The organism is Leptospira dzoumogneensis (assembly GCF_004770895.1).
In the GTDB taxonomy this organism is placed as follows: domain Bacteria; phylum Spirochaetota; class Leptospiria; order Leptospirales; family Leptospiraceae; genus Leptospira_B; species Leptospira_B dzoumogneensis.
The window spans coordinates 753,021-777,009 of sequence record NZ_RQHS01000005.1 but is presented as its reverse complement, the minus strand read 5'-3'; the positions used below and the strand labels follow the sequence as shown (position 1 = coordinate 777,009).

Here is a 23,989-nt window from a genome sequence, read left to right as displayed (position 1 = left end):
CAGAGAGAGGTAAGTTCCGCTTGAATGATTCCGGTATCGGAAAAATTTTTAATTAGATCAGATCGCCTGAATCACAAAATCGAACATCTATCGATTTTAAATGTCCGAAAAATAGAGAAGGTACAAATCCGAAGTTTTCCTTAAAGGTCCTAGAAAAATGAGCCGAATCGGAGAATCCTGCGGAATGTGCAGCTTCTGTCAGGCTCTTTCCATCTTTTAAAAGTTTTGCGGTATTCAGGATCCTGACCCATAAAAGATATCTTCTGAGTGGAATGCCTAGATTCTCCTTGAACAAACGGATCAATCTATCTTCCGAGATCGAAAAGTCCTTACCGATCTCTTTCATCCGAATGCTGTCGGGTATTTCAGTTCTGATCTTATGAGCGATTTGGACGATCCGTTCGTCTATATTCTTTTCGAGTTTTTTAAAAGGATGTACACACTGCAATAAGTCTATATGCAGATCCCAAGCTTCGGAGTCCGTTAAATTTCCATAATATAGATCCCATAACCTTCCCATCAAAGGAAGGAAGGAGGAAATTTCCAAACGTTTGACAATACCCCTTCCCGCATATTCTGAAATGGCTCCGTATTCGTAGGTTTCAGGATCGATCAGTAAGGAAACCATTTTCACTCCGGGGGAAATGGTCCTATGATAAGTGTTGGGAGCGACCAGTGCCACACGATATTCTTCTTTTCCTGCTTCCGTTTCTATGCAGATATTTTCTTCGAGAGAGATCGCCAAAGTAGCGGCGTAATGCTCATGAAAATCCGTCTGCATAACACTCGTCGCAAAGATCACTCTACTATTCCATAAATAGAGGATCCCTTTATAAGGAGAGAGACTATTCGATTCCAATTCCACTCTATTCCGAGAAAATGATCTTGAAATAAGAAACGACTTTATCAACAAAAAAATACCGTACTTACCGTTTCCGGAAAATGTATTACATTCTACTTTGACACAGATCAAAGACAAAAGAAGGCTCCTTTCTTATAATAGAAAGGATGAAATCACTTCTTGATTTTCGTTCTGCGATCTGGTCGGTTGCTTTTCGCCCGTTCTTTTTAGCCAGTTCATTCCACGCTATATTTGCAGTACTTGTCTGGATCTTAATCCTATTCTCGATCATTCCTTCTCCTTTTCTCACCGGAGGAATTCAGATCCATTCTTATGAGATGGTCTTCGGTTTTGGAAGAGGAGCGATCATAGGATTCCTTTTTACTGCAGGTCAGAATTGGACAAAAAAAGTACTCGCGAAAGAAGGTTATCTAGCGCTTCTATTCGGACTCTGGTTTTTGGGTCGATTCGGATTTTTATCCAACCAATATCTTTCCTATCTTGCACTTACTGCAGACCTGTATTGTGATCTACTTGTACTTTTTTATCTGGCACCACCCTTATTCGCAAAAGGCCAGGAACATAACCGCGTTGTTGCGGTTACTTACTTTCTATTATTCTTACTTCATATATTGACTGCGTTCTCATTTTTGAATATTTTACCGGAGGGATGGAGTTTACATTTTATTCATCTTTCTCTTTTTGTAATACTTCAATTTGTCATACTTATCGGAGGAAGGATTATGCCCTTCTTCACTTCGGCAGCTATCCCAGGTTCAAGTCCGAAAAGATTTCTAAAATTAGAAAGTTTGATTAGATACGGAGGATTTATATTTTTAATAATAGAAGCTTGTGCTTTCTGGTTTTCTGAGATCATTCCATTTGCAGGATTATTTTGTCTCGCTTTCGGAATGTTAAACTATTCTCGCTGGCTTTTCTGGGAACCTTGGAAATCCAAAAAGGTGCCGATCCTCTGGATCTTACATTCGGGTTATTTCTGGTTATGCTCCGGATTTTTAGCATATGGACTTTCTCATTTAGGATTTTTTCCCACTTCTTCCGCCTTTCATATCTTCACCGTAGGAGGAATAGGAGTTTTTATATACGGTATGATCACTAGGGTTTCACTTGGTCATACGGGCAGGCCGATTAGAGCTTCCAAATCGATAATCCTTGGATATATTTTGATTAACTTAGCGGTTGTAGCCAGGGTATTTCTTCCCTTATTGAATAAGTACAGGGAAGCTTATCTGTTTTCCGCAATATTCTGGATAATCTCGTTTTTGATATTTGCGGTTCAATATTCTAAAATTTTAATAAGCCCGAGAGCATTCACCAGTGCCTGAGATTTTTCGTTCTCTTTTAAGTCCGATACGGATCATATTTCTTCCTTCCGTAAAGATATATTGGTTCTATATTTTAAGTTCGATCCTGTTCACTCTACTATTGATCGTATGGAGAAGTCGGAAGGAAAAAGGATTTAGATCCAAGGACTATCTTCGTGAAAATCTTTCTAAGAAGATCTGGTTGCATAGATCCGCCTTATTAGATTATAAGTATTATTTAATAAATACGTTCTTATTCGCACTCTTCTTCAGTTATTTCGTTATATCCGGAGCAGTTGTATCCACATACATCAGTGGATCTCTGTTTAAAATATTCGGAGAGACAAATCATCTTTCCTCTCCCGGGACCTTTTTTATTATAATTTATTCCATTTTATTTTGGCTTGCGAACGATTTCGGAAGATTTTTCGCCCATTGGCTTCTTCATAAAACATTTCTCTGGGAATTCCATAAATTACATCATTCCGCAAAAGTATTAAATCCTCTCACAGTGTATAGAGTACATCCTGTGGAAGCTATCTTAGTAAATTCGTTCGGAGCTATTTGTTCGGGGATCATAACCGGGTTTGCCGTTTTTTTATTTCCGAATGGGATCAATATGTTGTCTTTTTTAGGAGTGAATGCGGGAATTTTCGTATTTAACCTATATGCGAATTTAAGGCATTCTCATATAGGTCTTAGATTTCCCAAATGGTTGAGCAGAATATTTTTAAGTCCTGCTCAACATCAAATCCATCATAGTACTGATATTAACCTTCAAAACAAGAACATAGGAGTATCTTTCGCGTTTTGGGATATCCTTTTCGGAAGTCTTTATATTCCGGAGAAAGGAGAAGCAGAAAATACGGTTTTCGGTTTAAAGGAAGAAGAAGATAGCAACTTCGAAAATCTTTTTAGGATCTACTTTTTACCTTTTCAAAAAATATTGAGCAAGGCAAAGACATTCGTCCTCCTTTCCAAACACCAATCCAACTCTTGAGATAAATCAAAATCCTATAAAGGTTTTTATCCTCTCAGATTGACCACAATCAATGCATTTTCAGATCATAAGGAGTTAAATTCGATACGTTAGAGTCTCTCGAGATGAAAACGATTACAGCCTATTCCTTAATTTTGATCTTTTTTCCACGCCTGCTTGTTCCTGCGGAAGGCAGCATATTTGAAAAATTATTTTTAGGAAATTTGATCTGTCACTGTAATCATAATTCCGATAAAGAAACACATACAAGCAAAGAGGACGATTTTTTCCGTACTAAGATTGATCTTACTAAATCTTCCGATCCCGAAAAACAGGATCGTATAAACTGCCATTCCGATCCGAAATCAACCGTTCATGAATGTAGATGCAAAAAAGAGAATTCGGATCGGATATACTCTCAAATCAGGGTTTTTTCCTATTATGTAATCATACCTAGGATTTATATTATTCCAGTTCTCGGACCCTCCTTCGAAATGAAGGATCTATACTCCGCAGAATTGTCCAAAGCCCATAACCGAAAATTCAAACGCCCGCCCAAACATCTTTCCTTAGCCTAATCGTATCCGTCTTCTAGAATAACATATACCGTTCTAGAAGAGATCATAAGTGTATATTCATAATATAAAGGAAAGTAAATATGCTATCACGTCATATTTCAATAACCGCGATCATTCTCTCTTTCTTCCATTTCGACTGTTCCCAGTTGGGTTCTTTGTCGAACGGAACTTCTTCAGAACAACAACTACTGCAGACTCTCGTCCTAGGAGTAGCTGCAAAGGAAGGATGTTCTACCCAAAGTTTAACTCCGATCTCGAACACTCTCTCATATGTGCATCCCAAGCGCACAAGATATGATATCCAAAATTGTTCTCCAAGCGATATAGAAGGACTCGGATTCAGCGGAAATACCCCCAATCTGGAAAAAGGATTGAGTGGAAATTCCTCGGATTCTTCATTCTCCAGCCTGGGTAATGTTGTTCTTCCCGGTTCAAATGGAGGAACAAATGTGGAAGTCTCCTTCTCGCTTAAAACCGGCGGAAGTCTGACAATATATGTCTACGGATCCGGAACTCCCATCTCAGGTCCTGCATTCCGGCTAACGGATTCAACCAAGGAACAATTCTACTCCGATATGTCGGGGAACTTTGCGGTCGTGAGTAAAGGAACCGCTGCCTTATCCCCTGATACGAATTACACCTACTGTATCGACTTCCAATACGCAAGTTCGGAGCAATGGATCAACGCCTGGCCCAAAGCCTGTTCCGAGGTCACTCAGGCGGAAAGAAATTCCATGATGATGTTCCCGGTCATGCAGATGATGAGCGTGCCTGCCTATTCCGGAGATAGGATCGGCTTCATTTTGAATGGAGCAAAACTAACGTCTTTCACGATCGGTTCGATTTTGTCCCAAGTCGACTGATTGTTTCCACTGGGGCCGCATAAGCGGCCCTCTTTTTTTGGTCCGGATACTTGGAGGTGATCATGAAGTATCACGTTTTCATTTTTTCTTTTTTAATTATATTTTCTTTTCATAATATTTTCTCGGGCGAGATCGATGTACCTAAGCCTGTAGAAGAAACGGATCCTCACGCTCATCACCGTAATGGATCTAAAGAACAAGGCCATCACCACGGATCGAGGGCAGATCAGATCGCACCTGCAGGTCTAATGTTCCCTCATGTTCATAACAAAGGTTCTTGGGTTTTGGATTTTCGCTATATGGGAATGCAGATGTCGGGACTGCTGAACGGAAGCAGATCCATGGGGACTTATGAAACTCTTTGGTTCCCTCAATTCGATCCGAGCGTTTCTATGCCGAGCGGGAGCCTGCTGACGGGAGGACCGAGCATTCCTCAAACATCCGTTAACGGATATCGTTATATGTCGGTTCCTAAATCCATGTTAATGGAATCTTATATGACGAGTGCGATGTACGGTATTTCGGACGATACGATGATCATGTTCATGGTCCCGGTAATAAAAAACCAAATGATGATGGAAACTAGTAATTTCGATTCTTCTGCTATGAAGTCGGGAGGAGTGGGAGATATTTCTTTTTCCGCGGCACACCGTATACTCAAACGGAATGATCACGAATTCTTTCTGAATTTTGGGATCTCTCTTCCCACCGGTTCCATTGATGAACGAGATTGGATGCCTATGATGGGAAATCAAAAAGTTCCCTATAATATGCAGCCGGGAACCGGAACGATCAATTATTTACCCGGGATAGCTTATTCCGGAAAATCGAATCGATTCTCTTGGGGACTAGGAGGGAACGCAAATCTGCGCAGCTCGAAAAATCAGAACCAATATCGTTTCGGGAATATATATGAACTGAGTTCATGGATCGCTTATTCTATATTTTCTTGGACAAGCGTATCTATCAGAGTACAAGCGGTTTATTGGGATAATATCAAAGGGCAAGACGGTTCTTTGGACCCTAAGATGGATCCTCAAAACGATCCGAATCGACAAGGAGGAAATCGCACGGACGCATTAGTCGGGATGAATTTCCTTTTAGATGAAAAAATTAGATTCGGTTTCGAACTTGGCAAACCTTTCCACCAACATTTGAACGGACCTCAACTTGCAATGCAGACAATGTTCAATGTATTCGTTCGTTACGATCTTTAATATAAAGTGTAGAAGGCCCGGATCGGTTTTGTATTGCGGGCCTTCTTCTTTTTTAAAAATTTCGAACTAAAAATCTTTTATATGAAATGTGTAAAGGTATCAGAACCCAAAACGTTAGGAACAAGATAGATAATAGAACTACCATCGATGTTCCTAAACTTCTGATCAAAAATGCTCCGGAGAATCCGAGCAGTACGGAAGCCTTAGTCTGCAGAATGATCAAAATCCTCACCAGATCGACCGGATTAAATAGAATTACGAGTAATGCAGGGATCTCTACAGGATAATCTCCCAAATAAATACTCAGCATAAACACGAATGAATCAAAAAGTAAAAAGAAATATAACCAAACGAGTAAGGCTCCTGAAACGATCAATTCCCCTTTTTTAAAGAAGGAAGCTAATAAAAATCCCAAAGAAACGAATACTAAGATCAGCACGGTTCCGAAAAAGATCAACTCGGAGAATAAGATCGCGAGTTTAGGTTCGCTGAAGAAAAGTGGAACTCCAGAAATTCCGAGCCCGATCAGAAAACTTAAAAAAAGAGATAGGCTTACCCCGCAGTATTTTCCGAAAAAATACTGAGATCTGGTCAGTGATTTAGAGAGAAGTACTTCTGCAAAAGGAAGAGAATCATTAAATGTTAATCCGGCAAATGTAATGCAAAATAAAGGAACGACGAATAATACCAAATTCATTTGACTCACCACTAATCTTCCCCCGCTTTCGTCCCCAAAATAATTAAGCGCTCCTGCAGAAATTGCAAGAAAGCCTGCGAACACGAACATCCATTTGCTTCTGATATTTTCTCTGAGTTCGAATAAGATTAGCTCTTTCATATTCTTTCCGAATACTTGGTATTCCAAAATTCCATTAACGTATTCTGAAGATTCCCTCTATCCCTATTTTTTACGAAATTTCCAGGTGAATCATCGATTAATAGAGAACCTTCCGACATAAGCAAAAAACGATCCGCGATCTCCTCCACTTCACTTAAGATATGAGTGGAAAAAATAAGCAAAGCCCCTTCTTTCTTTTTTCGAAGCAATATTTCCTTTAAAAGATTAGAAATATAAGGATCTAAGCTTGCAGTAGGCTCATCCACTATATACACAGGCTTACGTATCGAAAAACATTGTAGAATATTTACTTTTTGTTTTGTACCCCCGGACAAAGCCCCGAACTTTATATTTTCATAATCCTTTAAACCTAGTAGATCGAATAATTCCCGGAATTCCTCCGGATCGGAAGATTCCAGTTTTTTTAGAAAATCCACAAGTTCGGATACCTTTACATTTTTTGGGAATAAAGGGGATTGGGGCATATATCCGATCTTAGAGTTAACCCGCTCTTCTTCCTTTCCCACAAATTCTATATGCCCCCGGGCAGGTTTTACTAAACCTACGATACTTTTGAGGACTGAACTTTTTCCGGAACCATTTGGGCCGATCAAAGATAGAATATGCCCCTCTTCCGCATCGAAAGAAATCCCTTTAACGGCAAGTGATCTTCCATATTGAACGGTTAAATCTTTTACCCTCATCATACATGACTCCTCATCTTAGGTTTTGGATCTTCCAAATCGATCGGGGTAACTATCGGAAAAGCCTTTTCAATCGCTTGTAAAAAGTTCACAACCGGGGAATTATAAAGAACCATTAGAAAAGGATAAACTACCACCCAATATCCGAAAAAATGAACCGGCTTATGAGGAATGTCCCCGAATCTATCCAGATCCAGATCGTAACCGTCGTAACTATCCCAAAAATTTTCTCTAAACGAATTCGTGCTGTGTTTCGTATTAGTGCTGATATCGAATACATTCTCTTTGAATTCGTTTTGTACGAATTGATTGGATTCACTATTACCTAAAATTTTCACTCCCCATCCGTTATCTTTCAGCTCATTATGAGTAAAATAATTTCGATTACATCCGTCCGCAAAGACCGCCACGGTATTATGTATGAATGAGTTCTTTGTAAGAATACTCTCGGAGATTTCCTTCAACAAAAGTCCGTAAGAACTATCCCCCCAGTTATTTTCGAAGCTGTTATTTTCGATCAGAATATTTTTACTATACATCACGGCGACTCCCGCCGAGTTATTTTCGAATCTGTTCCCCCTAAAATCATTATCCGAAGAGAACATAAAGTGCATTCCATAACGGATATTATCGTGTGAAATATTATCCTCTATCTTAAGATTACTCGAAAACTCCAGATAGATGCCGTCCCTGTGTTTTTTTAATTCGTTCCCTTCTATCCTGGTTCCCTTAGAAGACCAAAGATGGATCCCGTTCCCTCCGGAAACTTCATTTACCGCATTCCCAGTCGAAATATTCCTTCGCACGGCACAATCTTCCGTTTCTGCCAGATAGATCGCGTACGCATTGTCCTCAAAAGTATTATTCTCTATTACGCAGTATTTTATTTTTTCTGCATGAACTCCGGCATACTCCGAGGTATCCGAAACTCCACTTCCTATGATGTTCAATCCTCGAATTACGACATGATTGGATCGAATATCCAACACATGTTTTTCTTTTTTTCCATCCAGGGTAGCACCGGTCGAACCTTCCAAAACTAAAGGTTTCGAAATCGATATCATACCTTCTCGATAGATACCTTTTCCGATCCGGATCGTATCCCCGGAATTCGCGGAATCGATCGCAGCTTGAATAGTGGAGAAGCCGCACTGATCCGTACATACTTCTATTTCTTTGGAAAAAATATCTGAAGTAGTTAGACAAAAGAAGAAGGAGAACATCGCAATCAATCGCGAATGTCTAAAGCCGGTCCTATAATCTTCAGGATGCAGATCAATGATCTTTTTCATTGTTTCGACTCCAGATAGAGCCTTTATGAGTATTCAAAAAATCTTTTGCTCGGCCCATAGAGGAGAATGCCGCAAGACCTTCTCCCATAGGAGAACGTAGCTCCGAAGATTTTATGAGCACTGCCATATCTTCAGGGATCATTTGACCCGGATTTTCGAAATCCGCAAACCATACTGATCCGGAAGAATACCTTGCGGATTTTTCAAAAGAATGAGAACATTCTATGGAATCGAAATAGTATCGTCTCCCCTTCTCCGTTAATAACTGAACATGGAAACGTTTATCCACGATTGCCATAGAACAATGAGCGCAAAGTTCCCTTCCGAATTCAGGAAGGATCGGTTCTCTTTTAGAACAGAAAACCGAAATCGAACCTAACAAGAGTAGAATGATAGTCCGAAAACCGGATCTATTTCGAAACATCCATCCTCCTCTTCTCATTCCATAGTATAAAAACAAGGATCCCGAGGGTCGCGAACAGAATGATCCCTCCCCAAGAAGGGAAACTGCAAGCGGTGATATTCAACATCTCCTTACATCCCAAAAGCGGAGGTTGGTAGGCCATCCCCGGAACCACGATAGGAGCATCAGGATTAAGATTATGGCCGTAATTATATTCCCATCTCCAAAAATCATACATTCCTAAGATCCCCAATATTACAATATTCAGAATTCCTAAAACGATCAGATACACTCTCGGAAGAAGAAATGTTACGAATGCCCCGAAGATCAAAAATCCCAAAACATACGGCATAAACAATAATTCCGGAACGGATTCCGAAACGATCTCATGCATTCCTATATAATGATTCAGTAAATTGATATTCTGAAGATCATAAGTAGAAGAACCGGTAATCTTATCGATCCAGATCTTCATTCCCAAACCTTCCGGATACTGGGGGGCGGCTAACGATATATGCCAGATAGGCAAAAAATAAACTGATATCAACAAAAGACCGACTCCTAAAATTAGGAGCCGGTTCATTTTGGAGATCTTCTTTAAGAGAAGTTCCTGCATAAGATCCCTCGTTTAAGGAAGCACCCTAATGTACTGCTGCATTTCTTGGTGAAGAGCCGAACAGAAATCCGTGCAGTAGAAAGGATATATTCCAGGCTTAGGCGCTTTCCATTTGAAAGTCCTGGTCTGTCCCGGCATGATCAGAAGGTTAGGCATCTCAGGCGCCCCACCCACTGCAAAACCGTGCGGAATATCGAAGTCTTGTTCCAAGTTAGTCACATGGAAAAATACGGTGTCTCCGCTTCTCACTTCGATAGTGTCCGGTTTAAAGTGAGAACGTATCTGTGTCATATAAACACGAACTGTATTTCCTTCACGAACAACTCTCGCATCCTTCTCGTTCTTGATCGCATAAGGATGTTTATTTTCTTCTAATGGATAGATTTTTGCAGCCTTATCCATAAGAAGTTTTGCAGGGATCATTTGAGAATAGTGAGGCTCTCCTACCGTAGGGAAATCGGAGAGAAGTTCCGCTTTACCTCCGGAAATATCGTAGAGCTGGGCACTCTGAGGTAATTCCATACCTACCGGAAGATATCTATCCTTAGTGATCTTATTCAATGCGATCAGATATTTTCCGTACGGATCTTTGGAACTTCCACCTACGATTGAAAGGTGTCCTACACTATAATAAGCAGGAAGATGTTGTACAACTTCCCAGGTCCCCAATTCCCATTTTACAACTTCGGAACTTACGAAACAGGAAGTATAAGCATATCCCTTTCCGTCAAACTCCGTATGCAAAGGACCTAAACAAGGTTTTTTAACTTCTCCGGCAAGAGTGGATTCGTATTTTAAAACCGGGATATCCATGATCATTCCGGATCTATGTTCCGGTTTATCTTTCACATCCATAAGTTTAGAGAAGGAGTGGACCGGAATAACAGTAGCGAGTTTTCCTCCTCCTACGATATATTCTCCCGTAGGATCCACGTCCGTTCCGTGAGGACTTTTAGGAGTAGGCATATAATACATGACCCCAGGACAGTCCTTAGGTTGGAGCATTTTCACTCCGCTCAACTTTTCGGAGATCACGGGTTGGTTCTCCGGTAGATAATTTCTATAATATTCTCCACCAAAGTTAGACGCCTTTCCTTGGTCCAAACATTGTTTTGCACGGACCCAGTTGAATGCTAAGATATAGTCCTTATCATTCTTAGAAGCTCCTACTTCTATCATCTTATATGCCTGTTCGGAGTTATAAGATGTAAAGAAGCACCAATCGTGGGATTTTCCTTTTCCGCAGTGTGATAGATCGTAATCAAAACCTGGAACAAGGATCTGAAGCTCGATAGAAAGTCTTCCGGATTTAGGGTCCACCTTCACCATAGAAACTGTTCCTTTAAAATCTCCTTTAGAGAAATTTTCTATAGGAACACTTGCCTGAGGGATCGGAACGGAGAACCTAGTCGCCGCCATCAGATACTCTGTGTTTTCGGTGGCAAAAGGAGAAGCATGGTTACCCGCACTGTTAGGGATCTCGATGATCTCCTTAGTTTCAAAAGACTTCAAATCGATCCGAGCAAGTCTAGGAGTGTTGTTTGCATTCAAGAACAACCAACGACCATCTTGTTTTCCATCGGTCATGGATGCTTCTATATGGTGACTATCGTCCCAAGGAACATATCCATGAGTAGTTCTAAGCATGTTCTTAGTTTCTTCATCATATCCGTAACCGTTCTCCGGAAAGACCGAGAAGACCGGAATGATCTTGAATAAACGAGCAGAAGGAATTCCGTAGACGGACATTTGGCCGCTGAATCCTCCGGAAAGGAAGGCGTAAACTTCGTCCTTTTCTCCCGGTGCAACATACACACGTTTCGCTGCATCGGAAGCGAGAGCAGCGGTCGCCGCCCCACCCTTACATCCGTACCCTAAACCGATGAAGATCATCAGTCCGAAAGGCACAAGATTCCTGAATTTGTGTTTTTTCATTTTCTTCCTCCCTTATTTCTTATCCATTTTTCTAAGATATTCCAGGATCTCTCTGGCCTCAGATTCCTGTACGTTTTGGAAAGTCATCTGGGTCAAATGTTCTGCGAGAAGTTCTTGAGCGATAGGATCCTTCTGTGTCATTTCCATAGGATTCAAGATCATGTTCATGATCCACTCAGGAGTCCTTCTCTCAGTTACTCCTTTTAGTGCAGGTCCTACGACCTTCTCTTCGAATTTATGACAGGCACTACATTTTGTTTCGAAGTTCTGTTTCCCTTTTTGAGCCATCCCTTCATCTAATGCGCCTAACGTAACAGAAGTGACGGGCCCTATCCCTTTACTACCGACAGAACTCTCGGCCTCTGCCGGTTTTTCTTTCCCGCAATAAGAGAAAGCGATTAAACCTAACAGTACCGGAGTGATCTTACCGAATTTTATGATATTCTTAATTATCTTCATAAACACCCGAGAGTCCGGATCTTTAGTTTTCTGCGATCAGATCCTATGACCGGACTTCAACTCATCTAACTACGTTCGGAGAAGAAGCACCTTGACCCGGATCAATCCAATACAAAAGCCGCCGATGATAATTGTCATACGGTCTGCAGATCGAGTTAACCGTTTTCAGATCGTCAAAACATATAGAAAAGAATCGAATGATAATGAGTAAGATATGGGATTAATGATCTTCGATGAAATATCTAAGGAAGAGATGTTATCGATCTTTTCCGCCGGAAGAAAACGTATCCTAAAAAAAGACGAATTCTTATTTCACCAAGGCGATGAGACCGATTGTTTGCATCTTCTTATAGAGGGTAAACTACAGATATTTAAATATGATTCCAGTTCTAATGAGATCACTCTGAATTTTTTTAATCCGGTTTCGATGATCGCGGAACTTGCACTTATCAACGGGATCCCCTTTCCTGCCTCGGGCAGATTCGTAACGGATGGAGCAGTTCTTTCCCTTCCTTTTAAAGAGCTGCGTGAAAGAATAAAAACGGACATCCCTTTAAATCACCTTTTGATCCAATCCTTGTTCAGTAAGATACAAGCCTTAAATCTTTCCATTAATCGCGGAATGACCATGGATTCCCTGCAAAGAGTCGCTCACTTCTTGTATTATTTACCTGAGAGCCAAGCAACTCTTGCGCATTCTCAGATCGCATCCATGCTCGCATTGAGACCTGAAACTTTTTCAAGAGCACTCAAACAACTTAAGGACCAAGGGATCATAAATCCGGAAAGAGGTATGATAGAAGTTTTGAATAAGGAAGAATTAAAAAAATTTTTCTAATACATATTTAGGGTAGAAGGTACTCTAAAACGTAAAACCCCTAGAATACGCAAGACCTAACACTGCGATCAATAAAGAGATGAGAAGGTTGATCCTTCCGAAAATGGAAGCGTATTTCCTACTCCTACTATCCGATTTGATCCCCTTTTCCATATCCTTAAACGCGGTTGGACCTATCAAAAAATCATGTAGAATAGAACTAAGAAGCAGCAGAAGGAAGAGGAGCATTTTTACGAGAAAAATGCTCCCATGAGGGGATATCCAGTAAGAGAACTGAGAATAAACCTCAAAGTATCCCTTCAAATAGGCGATACTTATCCCGGATGCCAATAATATTACAAATACATAATAAGAAAGTTTCCGGAATTGTAACGCGATTTTAAGTAATAACAGGGTTTTAACGTCCGAAAGCTCCTTATCCTTGTATACGGGACGAAAGATCAGCACAAAAAAAAGCATTCCACCCACCCAAAAGGCAGCCGCGAAAAAATGGAATAATAGAGCTATAAAATACATGAAGAATAAGCTTTAGCCTGTCAATTTTCTCCAAAGAGCACGGCCGATAAATCTGAATTTTTCCCCTAAAGGAAATCTTCCTAGATTGGCCTGGACCACTCCCTTAGTAAATCTAGTTGCTTTAGAATAATCTATCTTTATATCCACGATGACCGGTCTTCCTTCTCCCGAGATACGAAACGCTTGTTGAAGCACTGACTCAATGTTTTCATTCGCCTTTAGAGAAAGATAAGCAGCACCCGTTCCTTTTGCGATACCCTCTAATTGTAATTCTCCAAGAATGGTGCAAGTTTTACGGGAATAAGGTATCTGTTGGCCTTGAGAGATCTGGCTTAGCTCTCCGTCATAAAACACACAAATCACTACCCCGATAGAATTCGTACTAGCGGTGAGTAACTCTAACCCGGTCATTAAAAATGCACCGTCGCCAACAATACCTACAATATTCCGATCCGGATTTGCGATCTTAGCTCCTATAGAAGCAGGTACACAATACCCCATAGAATTAAAATCACTAGGAGAAATAAATGTTTTAGAGCGGATTGCCGGGAATAGTTCTGCGGCTAAAAAAGTATGATTCCCGTCGTCCACAACTAGGATATCTTCTTCTTTCATTTGTTTACGCAGCTCTCGAAAGAAAATAGAAGGATTCACTTTATCCGGAACGGAATGTTTTTCCCATTCTTCTTCGTATTCTTTTTTCTTTTTCAGAATTAGATCCTTCATTTTCTCGGATCCTTTTTTCTGAATTCCTTCCTTCTTCAATTTTTCTAAGATAGCACCTAATATATGTTTGGCGTCTCCTTCTAACTCGGATTTAGCAGGATAGTTCTTAGAGAATACATCCGGATTCACATCTATATGGATCAGATTTTCAGGCACTTTCATACTGAAACTTCCGGTAGGGATCTCTGAAAACCTTGTACCGATCGCTAAGAGACAATCGCAATTTTCAAAAGCGGCTTCTCCTGCAGGAACGGAATAAGGCCCGAATCCCATCCCGGTATGAAGAGGATGGTCTCCCGGAAATACGCTCAATCCTTGCAGGGTAGTTGCAACAGGAGAACCCAGAAGTTCCGCAAGTTCGATCAATTCTTTCGTTGCTTCTCTTGCTCCCCAGCCTGCAAAAATTCCCGGATGAGATGAGTTTTTCAAAAGATCACATGCTTGTTCTAACGCTGCTTCGTTTATCTTCCATACATTCCTTTCAGGTGTGAACTTTGGAATATAAGATACTTTTCCCGAAAATAATTGTATGTTTACCGGAATTTCTATAAAAACCGGCCCTGCCTCGTCCTCCGTTGCCACCTCGTAGGCCTCGAATATGATCGGGATAATTTCTTCATGAGTTTCTACCCGGAAGAATTTTTTAGTGATCCCTTTTAGAAAACCCGACTGATCAATTTGATGTAACTGGAATTTTTTTCCGGAATCTGTTCTCACCCCGCCCGAGATAATAAGCATAGGAATTCCATCCAAGTATGCCTCTCCAATTCCGCTTAATGCATGAGTCGCTCCCGCCGCAGGAACGATCACGAGCGTTCCGATAGACTCGGAAGTCCGACTAATTGCATCCGCCATAAACGCAGCTCCACATTCATGGGTTACTAGATAAGGGGTAATGCTCTTAGATATATTCAATTGGTCGTACAATTCCGTATTATGAACGCCGGGTATCCCGAAAGTAAATTTCACTCCGATCTGCTCCAAGGCGTATACGATCAACTCTGCTCCGGTCTTTTTCATGATGATCCCTGTTATTTATGGTTTTATAATAGAACGAGCGGCGATTCTGGAGGTAAGTATACAACTTCCTAAGAAGGTCCCTTCTAGAGCGCCTTTTCCGTGGATGCCCCCACCACCGAAGCCGGCCGCTTCTCCGACTGCATACAAACCTTCTATAGGATTTCCTTTCGGATCCAAAACCCTGGATCTTAGATCCGTTTGGATCCCACCCATAGATTTTCGAGTAAGTATAAATTCACGTATCGCAATGAGAGGCATTGCTTTTCGATCCAAGATCTTTTGGAACTTACAGGTTCTCGCACGATCTCCCCGATAATTACGAAGTTGTGTGATCCTTCTAAGTTGATCGTCGTTATGGAATGCCTCTCCTCTTTCGATCATCTCATCATATTCTAGGATTGTTCTTTCTAATTTTTCCGCATCGATGGAACGATCTTCATTCAATTGGTTCATTCCTTCCGCAAGTTCCGCGACTGAATTTGCCACTACGAAATCAGTACATTCAGAGCTGATCTTTTTTAAGAATGGTTCATTCCCGAAAAATACCGTTTTTAAAAATCCGAAAAAATCCTTATTACGTATCGAGTCGTTGAACTCCGAACCGGAAACTGCAAGTTCCTTAGCTGCAATTTTCCAATTCATGATCTGCCAAGAGAATTTCTCTTCTTGAGCGCAGATCCTTTCTACAAGATAGCGAGTATCAAAACCGGTAACTAAAGGAATGGGTCCGATCCTTTCTCCTTTAGAGTTCAACCAAAGAGCGGACTTAGGAGGGACCAAGCTGAGTCCTTCTCCCTCCCATTTCGGATCAGGATGATGAACACCCGCTGCATAATTCCACATCTTATCCAGATGAGTTAGATTCGCTCCTATCTTTGCAGAAGCGGTATGAAGATCTCCGATCGCATATTTATGGGAACCGTTCAGAATGATCTCAGGAGGTTTTCCAAGAGATTTAGGCCAATGTTTTCGGATCTTCTTCATATCTCCCGCAATTCCACCGCTGGCGAGTACGGTATGTTCCGCAAAGATCTCGTATCTTATTCCATCCGTTTCAGATTCCGCGACACAACCCTGCACTCTTTTTCCGGAACGGATCAGCTCCTTAGCTCGGGTGCCGAATATGAAATGAAGTCGATTTATGTTTTTATGTGAGTATAAATTTTTCTTTAAGGCGGAGATCAATCCGTCTCCTGTTCCCCAAACCATATGGAATCTAGGAACACTATTCCCCGGTTTGAACATCCCTCTTTCCACCCAATGAACGACAGGAAAGAAGCCGACGGATTTTCCCTTAAGATAATAGAATATATCTTCTAAGGATCGGTTAACGTATTCCTGCGCCCAAAGTTTTGGGAACCTGTCTTGCTTCGAAAATTCGGCGGTAGAATTCCAATCGGAAAGAGCTAAAGAAACATTATCCTGTATCCCAGTCCATCTTTGGATCGGGGTATCGACCATAAAGATACCTCCGAAAGAAAGTCTAGCAAGACCTCCTAATCGATCCTCGGAATCGCGATCTACCAAGGTTACTCTCTTTCCGGCATCCAGCAGATCCAAAGCGAGAACGATCCCGGCGAGACCGCCTCCGATCACTAAAACTTCGGTGGATAAGGATATTTTTTCTTTCTTATTCTCTTCCATTTTCAGAATAAAATTTTAACTGAAAATCTTTCCGACGCAATTGATCGATATCAATGTGCGCATTAACATTTATCATGTTTAATAAGTTGTAATGAATTTCTTAACCTTAGGGTTGTCTTGAATTTGCAACATTTTCGGAAGGGATGATCTCTTATCTTTTGTAAATGGAAACTAGAAATAAATTTCCAAGTTTCCTTCAAAGGAGAAATTATGGAACTTCCTAAAGCAAAAAAAGGAAAGCGAGCACTATTGGTAGAAGGAGGAGGAATGAAAGGGGCGTTTGCGGGAGGAGTATTACATTCTCTGAATTGTATTTTACCTGCCAAAAATTTCGATCTGGTCCTGGCGGTTTCTTCGGGAGCTTGCTGTGCAGCTTATTATGCGACCACTCCCGACCCAGAACCTGTCTCAGGAGATCACACTCTTTCTATCTGGAAATACGAACTCGCAGGTAAAAAATTGATCTCGGTCTTCCACCCCCTTTTCGGTAAACCGTTCTTAGATCAGAAATATTTAATAGATTATCTATTCCGAAAAAAATATAGGATCTTAACCGAAAATTTGGGAAAAAAAGGACTGCCTGAACTCAGGATTGCGGTAAGTAATCTTCGCTCCAGATCCGTGGAATACAGAAAAGCTACAAAAGAAAATCTTTTTGATCTATTAAAAGCGGCCACTTCCCTTCCGATCGCAACCAGGGGAAAATATAAAGTAGAAGGTGAATATTTATCCGACGCAGCGATCTTAAATCCTTTGCCATTACAGGATCTAATTCAGGCAGGATATAAGGATATTACCGTAGTATTAAATTCTCCCATCCAACATTCTTCTCCGCCGCTTACATCCATCAGTAGATTTTTATCCTTTCCTCTAGATAGGAAATTGTCCAAGATCATGAAATTTTCCCATCATACGAATTATAATACAGCAAGAGAGATCGCTTCTAATCCTCCAAAAGGGGTCCGCATTTATACGATCGCACCCGAATCCAAACTCCCAGTCGGATTGATCACCACGAAACAATCCAGGCTGGAGGAAACGGTCGAATTAGGAAAAGAAATCGGAAGAAAGGCCGCAAAATTTTTAAAACGAAAGCTATGAAAACGATCTCCTTCCCCTCTCTAAAACCTGCACTCGATCGTATCAATTACGAATTGATAATGGATTTCGAAGAACATCATCCCAGAGTGTATATCCATCTAGAATGGAATTCGAACGAATATAAGAAAGAGCCGCGTTATGAATTCCCGGAGGGGGGATTACTTTTTATTAATGTTCCAACTTGGGAGTGGATGGATTTTATAGACGGGATCCAGCCTCCCGAGATGGAAATCCGGGATTTTCGGATCGAATTCATCTGCTTTCCGGAAGATAGAAGAAAAACCGAAACTGCATCCAGGTTCTCTATCCGTTATCCAGCATATCCTGAACCTATGGTTTATCTCACCAGATTCTGAAAAATTGACTTGGATCAATGCAAAGCTTGGAATATCTTGTATAATTTGAGAATGAATCTCGGAATTATTATCAGAATAATGAGCAAATCTAACGGCCCGAAAAGAGCCACTGGCCCACTTTTGCCGATCCTGTTACTCCTATTCTCCTCGATCTACTCTTCTGTTTATGGATTCCAAGGGATTATGCCCACTTCTTTCGGAGCAAGGCAAGCGGGGATGGGAGGCGCATTCCAGGCAGTCGGCGGATCCGTTATGGACCTGGAATCAAATCCATCTCATTTGGCGAGACTCACTACTCCTAAATGGGAATTCGGGACTTCCGTTCATTTTGCAAAAATAGAATATTCAGATTCTTTTATAGACCAAGATCCTAAACTTTCCTACCAAAATAATATAATAGAAACTCCAAGAGCCGTTTTTCCTTATATGGGCTATATCCATCCTGTCACGGATCGTCTCGGGATCGGATTTGCATTATATACACAAGGCGGAGGAGGAGGTTCTTTTTCGAATATCACCCGCATATCGCCCGGAAAACAAAGTTTAAATGATACATTAAGAGGCAATGTTCCTTTCGGAACGGAAAGAAAGGTACAAGAAGATCTAAAATTCAAATTTATGCTGACTAAGCTGACTATAGGCGCCGGATATAGATTCGGAAATTTATCAGTGGGTTTAGGACTCGATCTTGCGTATGCATTCATGGAAATGAAGAAGACAAACTTGGATCTGAGCAGGACAGTCGAACTGCCGGGCAGCCTCGCATATAATAGCGATCCCGCCTACTCTTACGGGGGGAAATTAGGATTTTCTTATGAACTTTCCTCTAATGTTCGAGTAGCCTATTCATATACCCTGCGAAACGTTCTACATATGGACGGACAAATGAAAGTAGAAGGAGAAGATCCTATCGTTAAGAACGGATCCAGAGTCTCCAGATATATGGTTTGGCCGGACAGACATATATTCGGGATCTCTTATCGTAATAATTCCTGGATCTTCGATTTTGATATCAAATTCATTCCTTGGTCCCAAAGTTTTCGCACGAATCGATTCATCCTGGAACAACCGTTATTAACCACTCCGATCGGTCTAGAATCTAACGTAATGCAGATGAATTTCAGATGGAGAGACCAATATTGTTTCGCATTCGGTGCGGAATACGAATGGAAATATGGATTTAGGTTCAGAGCAGGATACAGTTATGCCAAAACTCCTATGACCCCTCAGGGATTGAATCCAATGCTCGGGACTACGAATGAACATCATCTTGCGGGAGGTTTAGGATATTATACTTCGAACGGTTCCGCGATCCACTTGGCCGTTGAATATGCTTTTCCAAAATCTATGCAAGGAAGTGGATCTTCGGATTGGGCTCTTGCACATTCTATCTTTTCCGCGAAAGATATCCAATTGGCTCAATTCCAATTCAGCAAATCCGTTTCAGTATTAAGCTTAAGTTTCGGTATTGAGAAGAATATTTAAAGAAAGATCAGAAATGAGAGTCTATCAAATTTTTCAGTTGGTCGATCTGTAAAGGTTTTACAAAATAACCTAAGGGCTTGGTCAAGGAAGCCCTTTCTCTAGTCGCCTTATCTTGATAGCCGGTGACAAAAACGATAGGAACATCAAGATATTCTTTTATCTCGGAAGCCGCAGTAATCCCATCCATCTCTCCGGCAAGAGTAATATCCATTAAGATCAGATCCGGTCTATCCTCCTTCGCAATTCGGACCGCATCTTCTCCGGAAGTGGCGAGTTCTACCACATTACATCCGATCTTCCTTAATTCCCTTCGGATCACCATGGCCGTTAAGACCTCGTCTTCTACAATAAGTACGTTTAAATTGTTCATTTAAGACTACACCCGTTTCCTATATATATTAATCGGAAAATCGATCTCGCAATGAAATTTAGGGCCTGTCTTAAAATGTATTTTTCCGGACAATTGGCTCTCCGAAATCCCTTTGACAAGTTGTATTCCTAAAGAACTGCAGTCCTTAAAATTATAATTTTCTTTCATCCCGATCCCATCGTCCGAATACGTTAAGTGAAATCTGCCGTCCTGCCTTTCCCTAAAAGTGATCGAGATATTTCCGGAAGAAGCCTCCGGAAAAGCGTATTTGATCGAATTATTCAAAAGTTCGGAAAGGATCAAACCTATAGGAATTACCACATCAAAAAGGACTTTTTTATCCTCCACATCCATATTCAATTTTAACTGGCAGGAACTATTGGCGTTAGCCTGCAGCGTATAATTTAATAAATCGGAGATATACTGTTTGATCGGGACGGAAGACAGATCCTGCCCGGAAAACAGTAACCTATGCACTAGAGAAATAGCCTGTATACGATCCTGGGTCCTATATACGACCGTTTTAACTTCCTGACTATCCGGATATGCCTCCGCTTGCAGATAGATCATACTGCCGATCACTTGCAAAGTGTTATTAGAACGATGATATATTTCCCGGATTAAATTCTCCTTTTCAGCCAAAGACTTGGACAACTTCTCATTCGTTTCTAAGACGTTTCGATAAGGACTGTTGATAGTGGAAATAAAAACCCCTCTGTAAATAAGGAAGAAGGACACAATCTTATATACGTGACCTAATACATTATATATATCGAATACAGTAGTGTATATCGCAAATACAAGTTCGCTCGATATACAAAATACGAATGCGTATATATAATATTTAGTATGATCCCAGCCGAATTTTGGTATTCTGAACCAATAAGCGACCAGAGCAAGTATTAGGATAAAAATAATAACGAATTCCGAGACCTTTTTGAAATTTGTTAAACCGGCCTCGGGAGAAAAAGTAGCAGGAAGAAGATCCGGATAATAAGTTACCGTAACAAACGTAAAAGCGGAAACCAGGATCGGCGCTAAAAGTGTCCAACTCTTCCACTTAAGCAGACCGTTCTCCTTCGGGATAAACGCACTCATCAAAAATGAAATTGCCGCAAAGAAACGAACTGTGATCCAAAACAGAGTGGACTTATTGGGAGAATTGGGGGTAAGTAAATCCGGCATACCGGAATATCCCAGCATGTGCATCATATCGATTAAAGCGATCCCCAAAAAAGCGGTCGCTAAAAATAGAGTATGCTTATCCTTACTTTGCGCATAAGTAAACCATCCCACTCCAAAGATAGACATGGATACGATAATACTAAATGACTCGGCGATATTATGAAAAACGAGATAAGGAGGGATCTTAGATTCAAAATAAACGGATGGATGGAAAACTTGGATGATCAGGATAGGCAATGAAGCGACAAAAAACGCTGCAAAAATATTGATCCAATGACGATCTGTTTCCTGATCCATTATCGCCAATCCCGACCTAAAATCCATTTATCAAAGGAGAATAACTTGAAAAATGAGTTTAACGTATGTATAGAAAAATGTGACTGCTGTCATTCATAATTTTTACGATAAATGGGAAAATGGGCTATTGATAAATATCAACAGGGAATCAATCCTCCCTTACCACCCTGAAATAATTTCCTTCTTTCAAGTTCTCATAACGCGCCCAGTCTATCTTCTTCCCTTTAGGAGTATAAGGTAGATCCGCAGACTTGATCTTGATGCCATGAAATAAGGAATAAACACCTACCGCCAAACTGATCGCAGTGTCTTTTCTTCTTTGGGTCAGGATTTTCATGTCCTTCTCCTTATCAATATAACCGATCTCTAAATAAGCGGAGATCGCATTGATAAATGTAGGAAGGCTATACGTAGAGATATACGGTTTATTGATCGGACCCGGATTAGATAATTCCTCTTCTGAATTAGGCAAAGTCCTAAGGCCATATTGCAAGAACCTCATTAGTTCCGCGGCGGCGTAATGATTGTCTCCTCCGAATCCTTCTGCACCGTCTTCTCTTCTCCAGAGTTCAGGTTCAGCTCTTTCTCTATCCCAAAACTTTCCTTTTGCGGAATATTCCGAATGTTTTTTGGCATAAGGCCCAGGACCGTCTAACACCGCTTTATCGATCCAGCCAGAAGGATCCGCATATTTCCAAGTCACCATATTTTGGCGGTATCCTTCGAAATTGGAAAGGTCCGTTTTTTTTCCGGATTTATTCGGCCAGTATCCGTTAAAATAGATCCAAGCATCCGCCACTGCATTTTCTAAACGGGACCATTCCATTTTGAAGCGCATCCATTCACTCCAAGGCCCGTCTTCGAAAGACTTGGAAGATTTTCCTTCCGAAATTTTTCGTAAATTATAGAATGTTCTATAAGAAGGAGAAAGAACTGCCGCCATTCCGCCAGGATGTCCCTTCCAACTTGGATTCAAATGCAGAGACAGAACTAAATAAGGTCGAGCGGCATTGATCCTGGAAATTCTTCCGGGTTTGAGCTTGCCCGTTTTTTTATCCGGATAATCGTATAATCTGTAAAAAGCATTCGGGTCGGAAGATAGATCTGCTCCTTCTTCTTTTGCCGTTTCCTCTCTGGTTAGATCCGAATCGATTCGTATCCAAGGTAACGGTTCGTTCGTGAATTTTTTTGCGTGAGATCTGAATGTTTCGAATCCTTCCGCAGTTTTTGTAAGATCTAAAATTTCTTTTACTTCTTTTGCGAGAGCCAGCACCACTTCGCTTTCTCTTCTGGATTTTGTTTGGGCTCCCGCTTTATAAGGTTCCAGATATTTATTCGAGATCGGATCGTATTTGTCTCCGTGTTCCTCTTTAGGTTTTAAGTCCAAACCACCGTGCCCCGGATCTATGACTATATTATAGGTTCTTTTCGGGATTGTTTCTTGAGAAGAAACGGAGAATGAAAAAATGAGGAGTAAAGGAATAAGGAAAATTTTTCGTATCACGTATGGAAATTTATTTCTCCGGGGATATCAGGCATAGCCTGTTATCCCCATACGATACGTCAAGGAAGGAATCCGAAGTTTTCCTTCCGGAGATCTTTTATAGTTTGGATTCTGCGTAAACCATATTGCGGTTATCGCTCAGATCCACTTTGTATTTCTCCCGGACATTCTTGCTTTCCTCTTCGGTCTTTAATTTGCTGAGGATAGAAATCCCGTATTCTTTCGCGATCCTAAGATGCATGAGACTTTCCTTAAATCTGGAATCCCTTCTCATCTTCTCCGCTTGGATGAATTGGTAATAAGCGATCTGAAGTTTATGTTGGTTATTGGAAACTTCTCTTCCTGCATATCCTTTTGCGGCAGCGCCGGGTCCGGACTTTTGCTCGATGGAAACAATCGCATCCGCACATTCTCCCAGGAGTTGATCCACCTTTTGGTTATAAAGATCGGAGAATTTGCCGTATAGTTTATTTGTCTCGTCCTCGGTCTCTTTCATCTTGCGGCCGGCGACAACGTATTTACGCATTAAAGAATATCGATATGCCTCGTTGTATTTTTTCCAGATGGTATCGAAGTCCTGTTGGGAGTTCTGTACCTGAGATCCGAAATTTTTTACAACCACTTCCAAGGCACCTAAATCACCTTTGATCTTATTCTGAGTGGAATCCAAGGTCCTGGCAAAATGGAACTCTTCCAAATAATCTCCCTGGTATTTAGGATCTTCGGCCGCATTAGCCAAGGCAGAACCCTTACCGTCATTATTTGCAGGTTTATTTTGTGCAGTTACGCCGTACGAAATTAAGAAGAATGCCGCAAGAACCGCGACGATCCGAGGGAAAGAAATTTTTATCATGTGATCGACCCTTCGCGGTAATATAACACAACGCTTAAGAAGCA

24 protein-coding genes are annotated in these 23,989 nt (G+C 41.0%); 9 read left to right on the top strand and 15 right to left on the bottom strand.

Annotated features, from left to right (window positions below):
• Positions 1 to 52 precede the first annotated feature (52 nt).
• Positions 53 to 799: a helix-turn-helix transcriptional regulator gene (locus EHR06_RS05080; protein WP_135756102.1), complete on the bottom strand. Its 747-nt coding sequence runs from the start codon at positions 797 to 799 to the stop codon at positions 53 to 55.
• 209 nt (positions 800 to 1,008) lie between these two features.
• On the opposite strand from EHR06_RS05080, the gene EHR06_RS05075 reads away from it, so the two are divergent.
• The 5 genes from EHR06_RS05075 to EHR06_RS05055 all read left to right on the top strand — a co-directional run bounded on the left by EHR06_RS05075 (position 1,009) and on the right by EHR06_RS05055 (position 5,803).
• The gene (locus tag EHR06_RS05075) at positions 1,009 to 2,187 is read left to right on the top strand and encodes an NnrS family protein (protein ID WP_135755987.1); all 1,179 of its coding nucleotides are present in this window, start codon (positions 1,009 to 1,011) and stop codon (positions 2,185 to 2,187) included.
• A complete protein-coding gene (locus EHR06_RS05070) occupies positions 2,180 to 3,166 on the top strand; it encodes a sterol desaturase family protein (RefSeq protein ID WP_135755986.1) in 987 nt (328 codons plus the stop codon). The genes EHR06_RS05075 and EHR06_RS05070 overlap by 8 nt, the downstream gene beginning before the upstream one ends.
• Positions 3,167 to 3,270: 104 nt before the next feature.
• On the top strand, positions 3,271 to 3,723 hold the full coding sequence (locus tag EHR06_RS05065; RefSeq protein WP_135755985.1) for an LIC_11090 family protein: 453 nt from the start codon (positions 3,271 to 3,273) through the stop codon (positions 3,721 to 3,723).
• A gap of 80 nt (positions 3,724 to 3,803) precedes the next feature.
• Entirely contained in the window at positions 3,804 to 4,586 is a 783-nt protein-coding gene (locus EHR06_RS05060; protein ID WP_135755984.1) for a hypothetical protein, read from the top strand.
• 62 nt (positions 4,587 to 4,648) lie between these two features.
• Positions 4,649 to 5,803, top strand: coding sequence for a transporter (locus EHR06_RS05055; RefSeq protein ID WP_135755983.1), 1,155 nt, complete (start codon positions 4,649 to 4,651; stop codon positions 5,801 to 5,803).
• A 52-nt stretch (positions 5,804 to 5,855) separates the two neighbouring features.
• On the opposite strand, the gene EHR06_RS05050 is transcribed toward EHR06_RS05055, so the two are convergent.
• From EHR06_RS05050 to EHR06_RS05020, 7 genes are read right to left on the bottom strand one after another with little or no spacing between them, the layout of a single operon-like run.
• Positions 5,856 to 6,641, bottom strand: coding sequence for an ABC transporter permease (locus EHR06_RS05050; protein WP_135755982.1), 786 nt, complete (start codon positions 6,639 to 6,641; stop codon positions 5,856 to 5,858).
• Positions 6,638 to 7,348: an ABC transporter ATP-binding protein gene (locus EHR06_RS05045; RefSeq protein ID WP_135755981.1), complete on the bottom strand. Its 711-nt coding sequence runs from the start codon at positions 7,346 to 7,348 to the stop codon at positions 6,638 to 6,640. The genes EHR06_RS05050 and EHR06_RS05045 overlap by 4 nt, the downstream gene beginning before the upstream one ends.
• On the bottom strand, positions 7,345 to 8,637 hold the full coding sequence (locus EHR06_RS05040) for a nitrous oxide reductase family maturation protein NosD (protein ID WP_135755980.1): 1,293 nt from the start codon (positions 8,635 to 8,637) through the stop codon (positions 7,345 to 7,347). Before EHR06_RS05040 ends, EHR06_RS05045 begins: the two co-directional genes overlap by 4 nt.
• Positions 8,621 to 9,061 (bottom strand): nitrous oxide reductase accessory protein NosL, encoded by a 441-nt coding sequence (locus EHR06_RS05035; RefSeq protein ID WP_135755979.1) that lies wholly within the window; start codon positions 9,059 to 9,061, stop codon positions 8,621 to 8,623. Before EHR06_RS05035 ends, EHR06_RS05040 begins: the two co-directional genes overlap by 17 nt.
• Positions 9,048 to 9,656: a hypothetical protein gene (locus EHR06_RS05030; protein WP_135755978.1), complete on the bottom strand. Its 609-nt coding sequence runs from the start codon at positions 9,654 to 9,656 to the stop codon at positions 9,048 to 9,050. The genes EHR06_RS05035 and EHR06_RS05030 overlap by 14 nt, the downstream gene beginning before the upstream one ends.
• Before the next feature lie 12 nt (positions 9,657 to 9,668).
• A complete protein-coding gene (gene nosZ / locus EHR06_RS05025; RefSeq protein WP_244288511.1) occupies positions 9,669 to 11,549 on the bottom strand; it encodes a Sec-dependent nitrous-oxide reductase in 1,881 nt (626 codons plus the stop codon).
• Positions 11,550 to 11,603: 54 nt separating this feature from the next.
• Positions 11,604 to 12,050: a c-type cytochrome gene (locus EHR06_RS05020; protein WP_135755976.1), complete on the bottom strand. Its 447-nt coding sequence runs from the start codon at positions 12,048 to 12,050 to the stop codon at positions 11,604 to 11,606.
• Positions 12,051 to 12,303: 253 nt separating this feature from the next.
• On the opposite strand from EHR06_RS05020, the gene EHR06_RS05015 reads away from it, so the two are divergent.
• Positions 12,304 to 12,888 (top strand): Crp/Fnr family transcriptional regulator, encoded by a 585-nt coding sequence (locus EHR06_RS05015; RefSeq protein ID WP_244288496.1) that lies wholly within the window; start codon positions 12,304 to 12,306, stop codon positions 12,886 to 12,888.
• Positions 12,889 to 12,912: 24 nt separating this feature from the next.
• On the opposite strand, the gene EHR06_RS05010 is transcribed toward EHR06_RS05015, so the two are convergent.
• The 3 genes from EHR06_RS05010 to EHR06_RS05000 are packed head-to-tail and all read right to left on the bottom strand — an operon-like array spanning position 12,913 to position 16,794.
• A complete protein-coding gene (locus EHR06_RS05010; protein WP_135755974.1) occupies positions 12,913 to 13,404 on the bottom strand; it encodes a copper resistance protein CopD in 492 nt (163 codons plus the stop codon).
• 12 nt (positions 13,405 to 13,416) lie between these two features.
• Complete coding sequence (locus tag EHR06_RS05005; RefSeq protein WP_135755973.1) at positions 13,417 to 15,150, bottom strand: thiamine pyrophosphate-binding protein; 1,734 nt, start codon at positions 15,148 to 15,150, stop codon at positions 13,417 to 13,419.
• A gap of 15 nt (positions 15,151 to 15,165) precedes the next feature.
• The gene (locus tag EHR06_RS05000; protein WP_135755972.1) at positions 15,166 to 16,794 is read right to left on the bottom strand and encodes an FAD-binding dehydrogenase; all 1,629 of its coding nucleotides are present in this window, start codon (positions 16,792 to 16,794) and stop codon (positions 15,166 to 15,168) included.
• Between the two features lie 210 nt (positions 16,795 to 17,004).
• Here EHR06_RS05000 and EHR06_RS04995 point away from each other — a divergent pair, with 210 nt between their 5' ends.
• The 3 genes from EHR06_RS04995 to EHR06_RS04985 all read left to right on the top strand — a co-directional run bounded on the left by EHR06_RS04995 (position 17,005) and on the right by EHR06_RS04985 (position 19,736).
• Positions 17,005 to 17,895 carry a patatin-like phospholipase family protein gene (locus EHR06_RS04995; protein ID WP_135755971.1) on the top strand — a complete coding sequence of 297 codons (891 nt, stop codon included), beginning with the start codon at positions 17,005 to 17,007 and terminating at the stop codon, positions 17,893 to 17,895.
• A complete protein-coding gene (locus EHR06_RS04990) occupies positions 17,892 to 18,251 on the top strand; it encodes a hypothetical protein (RefSeq protein WP_135755970.1) in 360 nt (119 codons plus the stop codon). Before EHR06_RS04995 ends, EHR06_RS04990 begins: the two co-directional genes overlap by 4 nt.
• 78 nt (positions 18,252 to 18,329) lie before the next feature.
• Positions 18,330 to 19,736 (top strand): OmpP1/FadL family transporter, encoded by a 1,407-nt coding sequence (locus EHR06_RS04985; protein ID WP_135755969.1) that lies wholly within the window; start codon positions 18,330 to 18,332, stop codon positions 19,734 to 19,736.
• Positions 19,737 to 19,743: 7 nt separating this feature from the next.
• On the opposite strand, the gene EHR06_RS04980 is transcribed toward EHR06_RS04985, so the two are convergent.
• The 4 genes from EHR06_RS04980 to EHR06_RS04965 all read right to left on the bottom strand — a co-directional run bounded on the left by EHR06_RS04980 (position 19,744) and on the right by EHR06_RS04965 (position 23,945).
• Complete coding sequence (locus tag EHR06_RS04980; RefSeq protein WP_135755968.1) at positions 19,744 to 20,106, bottom strand: response regulator; 363 nt, start codon at positions 20,104 to 20,106, stop codon at positions 19,744 to 19,746.
• 6 nt (positions 20,107 to 20,112) lie between these two features.
• Positions 20,113 to 21,588 carry an MASE3 domain-containing protein gene (locus tag EHR06_RS04975; protein ID WP_135755967.1) on the bottom strand — a complete coding sequence of 492 codons (1,476 nt, stop codon included), beginning with the start codon at positions 21,586 to 21,588 and terminating at the stop codon, positions 20,113 to 20,115.
• Positions 21,589 to 21,736: 148 nt separating this feature from the next.
• Positions 21,737 to 23,092 carry an N-acetylmuramoyl-L-alanine amidase gene (locus tag EHR06_RS04970; RefSeq protein WP_135755966.1) on the bottom strand — a complete coding sequence of 452 codons (1,356 nt, stop codon included), beginning with the start codon at positions 23,090 to 23,092 and terminating at the stop codon, positions 21,737 to 21,739.
• 97 nt (positions 23,093 to 23,189) lie between these two features.
• The gene (locus EHR06_RS04965) at positions 23,190 to 23,945 is read right to left on the bottom strand and encodes a hypothetical protein (protein WP_135755965.1); all 756 of its coding nucleotides are present in this window, start codon (positions 23,943 to 23,945) and stop codon (positions 23,190 to 23,192) included.
• Between the last annotated feature and the right edge of the window lie 44 nt (positions 23,946 to 23,989).